This window comes from Coprococcus sp. RTP21281st1_F1_RTP21281_210402 (genome assembly GCF_040915325.1).
In the GTDB taxonomy this organism is placed as follows: Bacteria; Bacillota; Clostridia; order Lachnospirales; family Lachnospiraceae; genus Coprococcus; species Coprococcus aceti.
Map to the genome: position 1 here is coordinate 227,794 of NZ_JBCPDQ010000001.1, position 12,183 is coordinate 239,976.

12 protein-coding genes and 2 tRNA genes are annotated in these 12,183 nt (G+C 43.7%); 3 read left to right on the top strand and 11 right to left on the bottom strand.

Translation table 11 applies throughout. The features are described 5' to 3' along the window. Positions 1-72: 72 nt before the first annotated feature. The 3 genes from carB to AB5150_RS01095 form a co-directional block, all read right to left on the bottom strand. Complete coding sequence (gene carB / locus AB5150_RS01085; RefSeq protein ID WP_015535011.1) at positions 73-3,279, bottom strand: carbamoyl-phosphate synthase large subunit; 3,207 nt, start codon at positions 3,277-3,279, stop codon at positions 73-75. After that, the gene (locus AB5150_RS01090; protein WP_022216387.1) at positions 3,279-4,352 is read right to left on the bottom strand and encodes a carbamoyl phosphate synthase small subunit; all 1,074 of its coding nucleotides are present in this window, start codon (positions 4,350-4,352) and stop codon (positions 3,279-3,281) included. The genes carB and AB5150_RS01090 overlap by 1 nt, the downstream gene beginning before the upstream one ends. Positions 4,353-4,544: 192 nt before the next feature. Further along, positions 4,545-5,204, bottom strand: coding sequence for an epoxyqueuosine reductase QueH (locus tag AB5150_RS01095; protein WP_368291067.1), 660 nt, complete (start codon positions 5,202-5,204; stop codon positions 4,545-4,547). A gap of 164 nt (positions 5,205-5,368) precedes the next feature. On the opposite strand from AB5150_RS01095, the gene AB5150_RS01100 reads away from it, so the two are divergent. Further along, the gene (locus AB5150_RS01100; RefSeq protein ID WP_022216385.1) at positions 5,369-5,599 is read left to right on the top strand and encodes a hypothetical protein; all 231 of its coding nucleotides are present in this window, start codon (positions 5,369-5,371) and stop codon (positions 5,597-5,599) included. A gap of 98 nt (positions 5,600-5,697) precedes the next feature. Here AB5150_RS01100 and AB5150_RS01105 read toward each other — a convergent pair whose 3' ends face one another. The 7 genes from AB5150_RS01105 to AB5150_RS01135 all read right to left on the bottom strand — a co-directional run bounded on the left by AB5150_RS01105 (position 5,698) and on the right by AB5150_RS01135 (position 9,262). Further along, positions 5,698-6,114, bottom strand: coding sequence for a hypothetical protein (locus AB5150_RS01105; protein WP_022216384.1), 417 nt, complete (start codon positions 6,112-6,114; stop codon positions 5,698-5,700). A 55-nt stretch (positions 6,115-6,169) separates the two neighbouring features. Then, the gene (locus AB5150_RS01110) at positions 6,170-6,691 is read right to left on the bottom strand and encodes a DUF6106 family protein (protein ID WP_022216383.1); all 522 of its coding nucleotides are present in this window, start codon (positions 6,689-6,691) and stop codon (positions 6,170-6,172) included. 67 nt (positions 6,692-6,758) lie between these two features. Next, complete coding sequence (ispF, locus tag AB5150_RS01115) at positions 6,759-7,313, bottom strand: 2-C-methyl-D-erythritol 2,4-cyclodiphosphate synthase (RefSeq protein WP_022216382.1); 555 nt, start codon at positions 7,311-7,313, stop codon at positions 6,759-6,761. Positions 7,314-7,372: 59 nt separating this feature from the next. Beyond that, positions 7,373-7,446: transfer RNA gene (locus tag AB5150_RS01120), tRNA-Met, on the bottom strand. Between the two features lie 12 nt (positions 7,447-7,458). Continuing rightward, positions 7,459-7,531 (bottom strand) — tRNA-Val (locus AB5150_RS01125). 92 nt (positions 7,532-7,623) lie between these two features. Next, positions 7,624-8,157 carry a DUF1700 domain-containing protein gene (locus AB5150_RS01130; protein ID WP_368291068.1) on the bottom strand — a complete coding sequence of 178 codons (534 nt, stop codon included), beginning with the start codon at positions 8,155-8,157 and terminating at the stop codon, positions 7,624-7,626. Positions 8,158-8,194: 37 nt separating this feature from the next. Beyond that, positions 8,195-9,262: a transglutaminase domain-containing protein gene (locus AB5150_RS01135; protein WP_238050299.1), complete on the bottom strand. Its 1,068-nt coding sequence runs from the start codon at positions 9,260-9,262 to the stop codon at positions 8,195-8,197. 233 nt (positions 9,263-9,495) lie between these two features. Between AB5150_RS01135 and argH the strand changes: the two genes are divergently transcribed. Then, complete coding sequence (argH, locus tag AB5150_RS01140) at positions 9,496-10,905, top strand: argininosuccinate lyase (RefSeq protein ID WP_015535015.1); 1,410 nt, start codon at positions 9,496-9,498, stop codon at positions 10,903-10,905. A gap of 5 nt (positions 10,906-10,910) precedes the next feature. Beyond that, positions 10,911-11,108: a hypothetical protein gene (locus tag AB5150_RS01145; RefSeq protein ID WP_015535016.1), complete on the top strand. Its 198-nt coding sequence runs from the start codon at positions 10,911-10,913 to the stop codon at positions 11,106-11,108. Positions 11,109-11,194: 86 nt separating this feature from the next. Here the strand turns inward: AB5150_RS01145 and sigG are convergent, their stop codons facing one another. Continuing rightward, complete coding sequence (gene sigG / locus AB5150_RS01150) at positions 11,195-11,977, bottom strand: RNA polymerase sporulation sigma factor SigG (RefSeq protein ID WP_022216377.1); 783 nt, start codon at positions 11,975-11,977, stop codon at positions 11,195-11,197. Positions 11,978-12,183 lie beyond the last annotated feature (206 nt).

The following is a 12,183-nucleotide window of genomic DNA, read 5'->3' on the forward strand; positions in this document are numbered from 1 at the left end:
ATGAGGCAAAATGACAACCCCTTTTAACGTTGTTTATCATTTTGCCCCATTTTTTATCTGTTTAATCAGAACTTATATCTCGCTTATATCCACAAGTGAAAGCTTTGTGGTATCAGCGGTCTCAAGGCTTGTGAGCAGCGCATCGGCTGTATCAAGGCTTGTAAGACATGTAACACCTGTCTCAACTGCGTGACGTCTGATGATAAATCCATCCTTGCTTCTCTCAACACCCTGTGATGGAGTGTCGATGATCAGATCGATCTCATGGCTCAGTATCAGGTCAAGCAGATTTGGTGATGGCTCCTCAACCTTGTTGATGAGCTTTGCAGGAACACCATTCTCATTGAGAACTCTGCATGTGCTTCTTGTTGAATATATCTCATATCCAAGAGCAGCAAATCTCTTACCAATATTTATAGCATCCATCTTATCTGAGTCCTTGACTGTGAGGATCATCTTCTTGGTCTTTGGAAGATTGATTCCGGCTCCAAGGAATGCCTTGTACAGAGCCTCATTGTAGTTCTTGGATATACCAAGGCACTCTCCTGTTGACTTCATCTCAGGTCCAAGGCTTATCTCAGCGCCTCTGATCTTCTCAAATGAGAATACAGGCTTCTTGATCGCGAAATACTCTGACTCCGGCTGAAGACCAGGTGTGTAACCCATATCCTTGATCTTCTCACCTGTGATAACACGTGTTGCAAGATCTACGATAGGTATTCCTGTTACCTTGCTTATATATGGAACTGTACGGCTTGAACGAGGATTTACCTCTATTACATATACCTCATCATTGTATGCAATAAACTGTATATTTATAAGTCCGATTACGTGCAGGCTGTTTGCAAGCTTCTTGGTGTAATCAGCGATGACTCTCTTTGTCTTTGGTGAGAGTGTCTGTGCAGGATATACCGAGATACTGTCTCCTGAATGTATTCCGGCTCTCTCAACATGCTCCATGATACCAGGGATAAGTATGTCATCTCCATCACATACAGCATCGACTTCGACCTCTTTACCCATGATATACTTATCTACAAGTATTGGGTGCTCCTGGGTATGTCTGTTGATGATATCCATGAACTCTATGATATCCTTATCAGAGATCGCGATCTGCATTCCCTGTCCACCGAGAACGTATGAAGGTCTTACAAGTACCGGATAACCCAGCTCATTTGCAGCCTCAAGCGCCTGCTCTCTTGTAAATACCGTCTTACCAGCAGGTCTTGGTATACAGCACTTCTCAAGGATCTCATCGAAGAGCTCTCTGTCCTCTGCTGCATCTACATTCTCTGCACTTGTTCCAAGGATTGGTACCCCCATCTCCATGAGTGCCTCTGTGAGCTTGATAGCGGTCTGTCCACCGAACTGTACAACAGCTCCATCCGGATGCTCCAGATTTACTATAGCCTCAACATCCTCCGCTGTAAGAGGCTCAAAGTAAAGCTTGTTTGCTATATCAAAGTCTGTACTGACTGTCTCAGGGTTGTTGTTGACGATGATTGTCTCGTAACCCTTTCTCTCAAATGCCCATGTGCTGTGAACTGAACAGTAATCGAACTCGATACCCTGTCCGATTCTGATCGGGCCTGAACCAAGTACCATTACTTTCTTCTTTGAGTTATCCTCAGCGACCTCGTTCTCCAGAGAATCAAAGCATGAATAGTAATATGGAGTCATGGCATCAAACTCTGCTGCACATGTATCAACCATCTTGAAGTGTGCTGTTACACCGTAGTCGTAACGCATCTGTCTGATCTCTTTCTCTGTCTTGCCTGTGAGTCTCGCGATAACCTTGTCAGGGAACTCAACTCTCTTGATCTCCTTCATTAGCTCCTTGGAGATATCTCCCTTGGACTCGATTATCTTTCTCTCAGCCTTAACAAGGTTGTGGATCTTGTCTATGAACCATCTGTCGATCTTGGTGATGTCATAGATCTGATCGTATGATATTCCACGTCTGATAGCCTCAGCTATGACATAGATACGTCTGTCATCAACATGTCCGAGAAGCTTTATAACCTCTTCGTCTGTCATATCCTTGTATCTGCTTGACCAGAGACTGTCTACATGCTGCTCCAGTGAACGGAGAGCCTTCATAAGTGCACCCTCAAAGTTTGTACAGATACTCATAACCTCACCGGTTGCCTTCATCTGTGTTGTCAGATCATGGTCAGCGGCGATGAATTTATCAAATGGAAGTCTAGGGATCTTGACAACCACGTAATCAAGTGCCGGCTCAAAGCTGGCATATGTCTTCTTTGTAATAGCGTTCTTGATCTCATCCAGGTTGTATCCAAGGGCTATCTTGGCAGATACCTTTGCAATAGGATATCCGGTTGCCTTTGATGCAAGTGCTGATGATCTTGAAACTCTTGGGTTTACCTCGATAACACAATACTCAAATGAATTAGGATTCAGAGCAAACTGAACGTTACATCCACCCTTGATGTTGAGCTCTGAGATAATGTTCAGTGCTGAGCTTCTGAGCATCTGGTACTCCTTGTCACCAAGTGTCTGTGATGGAGCCACGACTATAGAGTCTCCAGTGTGTACTCCGACAGGATCAAGGTTCTCCATGTTACATACGGTTATACATGTACCATTTGCATCACGCATAACCTCGTACTCGATCTCCTTCCATCCTGCGATACATCTCTCGACAAGAACCTGTCCTACACGTGAAAGTCTCAGACCGTTCATGAGGATCTCCTTGAACTCTTCCTCATTCTCAGCGATACCACCACCTGAACCTCCAAGTGTATATGCAGGACGGAGAACTACAGGGTATCCAATCTTCTTGACAAAGTTAAGACCGCCCTGAACTGTTGTAACGACCTCTGAAGGTGCTACAGGCTCATGGATCTTCTCCATAGTCTTCTTGAACTCAAGTCTGTCCTCGGCCTTCTTGATGGTCGTTGATGATGTTCCTATAAGAAGCACGTCATGCTCTCTGAGGAAACCTGACTCATCAAGCTCCATGGCGATGTTGAGGGCTGCCTGACCGCCGAGTGTCGGCAGAAGGCTGTCCGGCTTCTCCTTCTCAATGATAGCCTTTACAACATCAACCGTAAGAGGCTCAATATATACCTTATCTGCTATATCCTTGTCCGTCATGATGGTTGCAGGGTTTGAGTTGATGAGGACAACGCACAGTCCCTCTTCCTTAAGAGAACGGCACGCCTGTGTTCCGGCGTAATCAAACTCAGCAGCCTGACCGATGACTATAGGACCTGATCCGATAACTACAACCTTTTTTATATTAGGATTCTTTGGCATTACTTTGACACCTCCATCATATTCATAAATGTATCAAACAGTGAATCTGTATCCAGCGGACCTGCACATGCCTCCGGATGGAACTGAACTGTCTGTGCATTCTTTCCAAGATAGTGAACTCCCTCTACTGTTCCGTCATTTACATTGACGAAGCTGACCTCTGCGATCTTTCTGTCGAGGCTGTCTTCCTTGACCATATATCCGTGATTCTGTGTTGAAATATATACCTTGCCGGTCTTCATATCTCTTACAGGATGGTTTGCACCTCTGTGTCCGTACTTCATCTTCTCTGTATCACCGCCGTTGGCAAGCGCCATGAGCTGATGTCCAAGACATATAGCAAAAATTGGAATATCTGTATCGAAAAGCTTCTTTACCTGAGCTATTGTGACCTTACACTCCTTTGGATCTCCAGGACCATTTGTAAGCATGATTCCGTCCGGAGCGTCTGCGATGATCTCCTCAGCAGGTGTCTCTGCAGGATATACAGTAACCTGACAACCTCTTGCAAGGAGGGACTTGACGATGTTCTTTTTAACACCGAGATCGATGACTGCAACCTTGAATCCGTCACCAGGATAGAATATTTTCTCCTTACATGTAACATCGAGAACAACATGTCCCATCTTCCATGCCTTAATACGCTTCATGCACTCATCAAAATCATAATTCTCATCAGTTGTGATCATACCTCTCATGGTACCATCTTTCCTGAGGATCTTGGTAAGTGTTCTGGTATCTATTCCTTCTATACCAGTTATATTATTCTCAACAAGAAATTCGTTTATGGTCATCTCGCTTCTGAAATTACTAGGAGTCTTGCAGAGCTCTCTAACAATGAATCCTGACTGCCAAGGTCTGCCAGCCTCCATATCCTCTCTGCATACACCGTAGTTGCCTATAAGCGGATATGTCATACATACTGACTGCCCTGCATATGATGGATCTGTAAGAATTTCCAGATAGCCGGTCATCGAAGTATTGAATACTATCTCACTGATTATCTCGTCAGTAGAGCCAATACTTTTACCTTCAAACACGTGTCCGTCTTCAAGTATCAAAAAAGCTTTCATAATCGTATTCCTTTCATTTTTTCTATTTTTGCTCAAAAAAAAAGAGTGAAAACGGGGGAAACGCTTGAGATAACCCTCATTTATTGGCCTCTTTTTTCTTAATTTAATAAATACTACCACATTTGACAAGGCGGTACAATATTTTTTTCGATATATTTTTTATTTTTGTGTTCACGGCAAAAATCTTGTTTTTTATTCAATATTTTTATTATTTTTTTCATCTCTGAGCTCAGCAGCCCGTCTGCTAAATTCACATCCACAGAAATTCTGTCTGTATAATCCATATTCCTTTGACAGCTCTATCGAGTGCTTATATCCATTTTTCTTCTTGAAATCACTGAACAGATAATCTATGTCGTATTTCCTGCTCATCTCTGCACCTATCTCGTTCAGCCAGTCCGCATTCTTGTGGGGGCTTATCGACAATGTGGTCGTAAATACGTCATATTCATTTTTCTTCGCATGGATCGCGCTCTTCTCAAGTCTCAGCTTATAGCAGTCATAGCACCTGAGTCCTCTCTCAGGAAGATCCTCCCTGCCCTTAGCCATATCCAGAAACACCTGCGGCTCATGCTCCGCCAGTTCGACATCCACTCCTTCCACATATACTTCATGTACAAATCTGTCAAGCTCACGGAATCTTTTTATGTACTCATCGTAATCCGTTATATTTGGATTGTAAAAATAAGCTGTTATGTCAAAATGCTCCGCAAGGACCGACAGACAATGGCTGGAACATGGCGCACAACAGCAGTGCAGCAACAGTTTTTTTCTGCCGCATTGTGTATTTTCACTATCAAATTCAGCTATCTGTCTCTCCATCATTTGATAATAATTTGCATTTTGCATCATCGTTTTCTCCTTTTTTTGTTGATATTTCACACCACATTTTACAACATTCGATTATCTTTTGCACATTTGTGCATGTTTACTAGTTGACTTTGTTATATCTTTACAATATACTGTAGATAGTTACTAAAGCACGTTATGATCATTTATCAATGGAGGTGTAGATTATGACAGTTCAGCAGGCAATTAAAAAGTACAAGTTAGAGCCGCTCAGCGTCAGCGTTGCCAAGGTCAAAGCCAAGGAGCTCAACGTTGATGAAGTTCTTTACATGAATGTGCAGAAGAACAAATATGCGTATATCGTACGCGATTCACGTGGTATAATGTTGTACTCTGATGAGCGCAATCTTTATACTAAGCTTTATAAGGGTTTAAAGATTACTCCCCTTGAATCATAATATTTTCACACGGAATTTATTAAATATGCACACACATGGAATATGGGAAAAAGCTGTTACTCCACTCCCCTATGGAATCAAGAGCTTTTTCCCATATTTTATATTAATCTGTACTCAGGCCTTTCTTCATTATACATATGACACCGTATCTCATCATCCACATATATTATGATCAGCGACAGGAACATCCACAGGATAGAATAAGGCACACATATCTGCCCCGCAAGATTTAACGGCATATCAGAGTAATCCCACACGTTAAGTCCTAGTCTTATATTCACAACATACCCGGTCAGAAACTCCAGCTCAGATATTATCACAGAGGAAACCAGCATCTGCGCAAGTATCCCCATCTTCGGAAACATCTGGTTCAGTCCGCCGCACAAAAGCGTAGCAAGACCTCCACAAATTATCATGGAATAATGGGAATAATGCCTGGCCGATATCTCCAGGAAATAATATATCATCCCACCCGTCATAAATATAGTAAAGCACTTACACACAAAGACCCTCACAGCGACACCTCCTGTATATATACAGTTTAGTATCAACCGTGAGGGTCAATATTATTTATTCTTTATACTTTCCTCTGAAAAAGTTATTTACATGATCAATAGTTCTGTCTGAGAGCTCAAGCTTCACGAATTCAGCCTTGCCGTTCTTGTTGAGGACGAACACATACACACCATCCTGATTCTGCTTATTGCCGGATGTGAAATCCCTGGTCTTTATTGAGCTGTCCTGCTGAAGCTCATTGTCGAGGTAAATGCATCCCTCTTTCGCAATGAACTTTACATCGGCGTTGCTGAAGCTCATGATCTTTTTTCTGCTCTTCTTTGCAATGATCCTTGCGATGTCTATATCCTCATTCACCATTATATATTCATACTCCGTCTCTCTTCTGGAAACAAAAATACCAAATACAACAGCACCTGCAATCGCAACTAAGAATCCAATACTGCCAAAGCCCTGAACGAACATCGCTGCGCCAAGTCCGGCGATCATCAGCACGATTCCGGCAGCCATACCGCAGGTAACACTCGCAGGTGTCTTCGCCTTAACTATATGTTCTGCATAACCATCATTTAACATACCTTTTTTCTCCTTAAGTTCTTTAAAATTCTAAGCCCTTATATTCTAGCATACATGGGCTGTTTTGTCATCTTATTCCCGCTGGACATCCACCGCATCCGCCACAGCCTGCCGTTCTGACAGCTCCGGCATCATCTCCGGCGTAATTAAATGCCGACTCTATGAGGCACACCGCCTGGGAGCTTATTCCAAGTCCCCCTCCGGTAAACCCAAGCTTCTCCTCCGTTGTCGCCTTGATATTGACCTGATCCTTGTCTATACACAGGCAATTACAGATATTCTCCCTCATCTGATCAATGTACGGCGCCATCTTAGGGCTCTGGGCAATTACGGTCGCATCTATGTTCTCGATGATGTAGAGCTTCTCCTCGAGAAGTCTCTTCACTTCTGACAGGAGCTTCATGCTGTCCGCTCCCTTATACCTCTCATCAGTATCAGGGAAATGCTTTCCAATATCCCCCAACGCCGCAGCACCGAGAAGCGCATCCATTATCGCATGAAGAAGTACATCCGCATCGCTGTGTCCAAGGAGTCCTTTCTCATATGGAATCTCAACTCCTCCGATTATAAGTTTTCGTCCCTCAACTAGTCTGTGGACATCGTATCCCATTCCAACTCTCATGTGATATCCTCCTTATATGAATAAAAAAAAGACGGAATGTCTTCCGTCTCATCAAATAGTAGCGAGAGGGGGATTCGAACCCTCGACACTGCGGGTATGAACCGCATGCTCTAGCCAACTGAGCTATCTCGCCATGTCTTGTAAATGGGACCTATAGGGCTCGAACCTATGACCCTCTGCTTGTAAGGCAGATGCTCTCCCAGCTGAGCTAAGATCCCATATTACTTCGTGTCATCGCTGACACCTTTGTTAGTATACTCAAGTGACCATGTTTTGTCAACAACTTTTTTCACTTTTTTTATTTTATTTTTTATCGGCCTCCACCAAACAGGTAAATAATAAGATTCACTATGAACAGAATGATGACAACAGGTATCACGATATACCACACTATCTTAAATCCCAGCCAGATAACTCCAAGCACTATACCTATAACAAGTGCAGCCACAAGAATGAGTATTATCGCTGTCAGCACCTTGCCTATCGGTGAACTGAAATCAAGCTTGCCATAAGCAAAGCTTGTATTGCCCTCGTCGTCCACATTTACATGCCAGCCCTTCTGACTGCTTCCGCTGGCTTTGCGGGTGTTGTAGCTACCATCATACGAAGAGGATTCTGTATCATAATATCTTCCGCTTGCGCCCTGTCCCTCTGTGTCAATGATCGTCTTGGCGATCAGTCTTGCAGATCCCAGAGATGAACATATCTCCTCCTCTGACTTGCCTGCTTCTTTCTGCTTCTTAAAATAATCCTCATAATAATTCATCGTGTCATAATATGTCTGCGTTGAGACATTTCCATCAAGAGCTTTCTTCAACTCATCCATAAACTCTCTTTTTCGCATATCGCACCTCCGCGCCATTATGTCAATTCTATTTTTATCACTTCATATTAAGATATACGACGACAACTTTGTAGCCGCCCATATCTTCCACCACATAATTTATAGACCTTATATTGCCATAATTGTACAGAAATGACAAGTCAAATGTTTCGTCATCTGTATATATAGCAGCTTCCAGCACATTACTGCCGCCCATCTGTATCCTTATGCCTTTTTTATACTCATCGAACGAGTCATAGGTATAAAACCTCTTTTTATAGAAATTATACGCTGTGTCGGCACACTCTCTGTAGAATTGCTTTTCCCATGAGTGAGTCAGTTCCAGTGTGCTGTCATCGACATTCACATAGGTGTGCTTCAGATAGCTGCCCATATCCGGCAGCGAGTCATCCCATGTCAGATCCACATTATACCATTCTCCGCCGAGCTCTATCTGATTCCATGCATGAAGTCCTTCCTCCGTGCTTCCGACTACTATGTCACATTTGACGCCCAGACAGGACATGATTATGAAGAACGCCTCAGCGTAGCCGTCGCACACGCTCTGGTGAAGCACCAGCGCTCCATATGCCGTATATGCATCATCATTATTGTCGGGATATCCATAGACACAGTTTTCCACTATATAATCGTGCACGGCGATCTCCTTGTCAAGGTCGCTCATGCCATCTGAAATGTTGTCATTTATAAAGCTGTCGATCACCTCATATATCTGCTTCGCCCTTATGTTGTCCTCCGGGATATCCGTTCCTTCTATATATTTTCTGACAGCATAATAATTATCCGACAGTTCATAGTTGAGCTGTATTGCCAGATATCTTCCCGTCTCAATTATTATCCTGTACGTATCCACTGAGCCGTATGCCGAATCTATATATTTGTTGATGTTGTGCACATCACTTTTCGCCACATTACTTACATAATACATGCCCGACTCGTTTCCGTCCTCCATATCCTGGACAACGGCCGCCCGGAACTCCACCAGGCCATCAAGCATCTGGCTGCTCTTGATCACATTGAAGAACAACCACCGCACTCCCACCATCATCAGCGAGAGAACAACTACAATACTTATAACTCCAAGAATCTTCTTTTTTGTACCCAAACTTCCTGTCAATCCTCCATCCCTGCTTTGCTGCGGTGATCCGCCTGTATATTTTATCATCTGTACTTTTGCGCCGCAAGCACCAACCACGCATTTCCTGTGGTTATAAATAAACCTTATTTGTGTTGATATGCGAACTTTTATGTTGTAAAATGTACGTTGTTTGAAAACTACCTTATAATTTACTCAGTTTTCAACATAAAACAAAAAAATAACAGAAAAGAGGATTTAATATGGCTCAGCTCTGGGGCGGACGCTTCACAAAAGAAACAGACAAATTAGTATATAACTTTAACGCATCTATTTCATTTGATCAGAAATTCTACAGACAGGATATCCGCGGAAGTATCGCGCATGTAACCATGCTCGCTTCATCCGGTATTCTCACTGACGAGGAAAGAGATCAGATCATAGCGGGACTTAAGGGCATACTGAACGATGTGGAGAACGGTTCTCTGCAGATCACTTCAGAATACGAAGATATACACAGCTTTGTCGAGGCAAATCTCATAGACAGGATCGGCGATGTGGGCAAAAAGCTTCACACCGGACGAAGCAGGAACGACCAGGTTGCATTGGACATGAAGCTCTATGTAAGAGACGAGATCATCGAGCTCAAGGAGCTTATTTACAAGCTTCTGACTACTCTTCACAGACTTATGAATGAGCACATCGACACATACATGCCTGGATTTACTCACCTCCAGAAGGCACAGCCAATAACTCTGGCACATCACTTTGGAGCATACATGGAGATGTTCAAGCGTGACTACGACAGAATGAACGATATATATGACAGAATGAACTACTGTCCTCTCGGATCAGGTGCCCTCGCAGGAACCACATATCCGCTCGACAGAGAGCTCACCGCTTCTCTGCTGGACTTCTACGGTCCGACTCTCAACAGCATGGATTCAGTTGCCGACAGGGATTACTGCATAGAGCTTTTATCCGCCATGTCTACCATCATGATGCATCTCTCACGTTTCTCCGAGGAGATCATCATCTGGAACTCAAATGAATATCAGTTTGTTGAGCTCGATGATTCATACAGCACAGGAAGCTCTATCATGCCACAGAAGAAGAACCCGGATATAGCCGAGCTCGTAAGAGGTAAGACAGGCAGGGTTTACGGTGCTCTCACCTCCCTTCTCACAACCATGAAGGGAATCCCTCTCGCATACAACAAGGATATGCAGGAGGATAAGGAGCTCACATTTGACGCGATAGACACTGTAAAGGGATGTCTCGCACTGTTCACAGGCATGATAGCCACCATGACAGTCAACAAGCCTAGAATGGAAGCATCAGCCAAGAACGGATTCACCAACGCAACAGATGCCGCAGATTACCTTGTAAATCACGGTGTACCTTTCCGTGATGCACACGGCATCGTCGGCCAGCTCGTTCTGAAGTGCATAGAGGAGAACATCTCCCTCGACCAGCTTAGTCTCGACGAGTACAAGGCCATCTGTCCTGTATTTGAAGATGACATATATACAGCCATCAGCATGGAAGAATGTGTTCAGAAGCGTAACACAATCGGTGCTCCGGGACACGCTGCAATGCAGAAGGTGATCGATGCAAACGACAAGTTCTTAGAATGGGCTGAGCAGGATTTAACCAAGCACACCAAGGAGTGATTTTTATGAACAATACAACAAAAGCCAAATACGATATGGCAGAAAAGATGCTCAAGGTCGATATCTCTCTTGAGGAGGTTGCTCTCATGACTGAGCTTCCAATGGAAACCCTGAAAAAAATACAGCATGACATCCAGAAAGACGGACTCGTCACAAGACACGACGTGAAGGATGTCGATCTCGATTCAGGCTACCTTATCTAAGCTTAATCCACATACCGTATAATAAATATCCCCGCTGTTCTCACTATGGCCCAGCGGGGATATTTATATGTGTACAACATTCCGGTTTATTTGTCCTCAAGATACCTTCTAAGACTTTTTATCGCATTCTTCTCGAGGCGGCTGACCTGCGCCTGGGATATGCATATCTCCTCCGCCACCTCCGTCTGGGTCTTTCCCTCAAAAAATCTCAGCCTCACTATATTCTTCTCCCTGTCGCACAGCCTGTCCATAGCCTCTCTGAGATCAAGGTTTTCAACCCACATCTCCTCCTTATTCTTTCTGTCTCTTATCTGATCCATGATGTACAAGGTGTCTCCACCCTCCTGATACACCGGCTCATACAGGGACAGCGGTGCCGATATGGCATCAAGCGACATGACTATATCTTCCTTCGGTATACTTATCTCCTCCGCTATCTCCTCTATCGTCGGCTCCTTATCCTTTGTCTTCTGGAGATTTTCCTTGGCATATATCGCCTTGTAGGCTATATCACGCAATGACCTTGATACTCTTATAGCATTGTTATCTCTGAGATACCTTCTGCACTCACCTATGATCATAGGCACAGCGTACGTACTGAATTTGACATTGAGACTTCTGTCAAAATTATCCAACGCCTTGATAAGCCCTATACAGCCAACCTGGAACAGATCATCCGGATTCTCATTTGAACTGCCAAATCTCTGGATCACGCTGAGCACAAGGCGGAGATTCCCCTCTATAAACTCCTCCCGGGCAGAGCTGTCTCCCTGCTCCATCCTGTCAAACAGCATGTTCTTCTCATCCTCTGTAAGATATGGTAATTTCGATGTATTTACACCACATATAACTACTCTGTTCAGCGCCATATCATGTCCCTCCACGTGTTATCTGTCTAACACTAGGATTGTCAGATACATGCCAATTTATTCATATTTGCACCACTTTTACTGATATATATGCACGCAAAAAGACCATGAAAACCAATTTGTGCCCTAAGTCACTCATCATCTTCATGGTCTCTTATCTTCGTATATCTAGTTCTTTCTGAACTCCTCAAGTTCAAGTCCCTCAT

Coding starts and splice junctions, on each gene's coding strand:
- AB5150_RS01090 (WP_022216387.1), bottom strand. CDS start 4,352: ATGAAAGCTTTTTTGATACTTGAAGACGGACACGTGTTTGAAGGTAAA.
- AB5150_RS01095 (WP_368291067.1), bottom strand. CDS start 5,204: ATGATGCAAAATGCAAATTATTATCAAATGATGGAGAGACAGATAGCT.
- AB5150_RS01110 (WP_022216383.1), bottom strand. CDS start 6,691: ATGTTAAATGATGGTTATGCAGAACATATAGTTAAGGCGAAGACACCT.
- AB5150_RS01130 (WP_368291068.1), bottom strand. CDS start 8,157: ATGCGAAAAAGAGAGTTTATGGATGAGTTGAAGAAAGCTCTTGATGGA.
- AB5150_RS01145 (WP_015535016.1), top strand. CDS start 10,911: ATGAACAATACAACAAAAGCCAAATACGATATGGCAGAAAAGATGCTC.
- argH (WP_015535015.1), top strand. CDS start 9,496: ATGGCTCAGCTCTGGGGCGGACGCTTCACAAAAGAAACAGACAAATTA.
- carB (WP_015535011.1), bottom strand. CDS start 3,279: ATGCCAAAGAATCCTAATATAAAAAAGGTTGTAGTTATCGGATCAGGT.
- AB5150_RS01100 (WP_022216385.1), top strand. CDS start 5,369: ATGACAGTTCAGCAGGCAATTAAAAAGTACAAGTTAGAGCCGCTCAGC.
- sigG (WP_022216377.1), bottom strand. CDS start 11,977: ATGGCGCTGAACAGAGTAGTTATATGTGGTGTAAATACATCGAAATTA.
- ispF (WP_022216382.1), bottom strand. CDS start 7,313: ATGAGAGTTGGAATGGGATACGATGTCCACAGACTAGTTGAGGGACGA.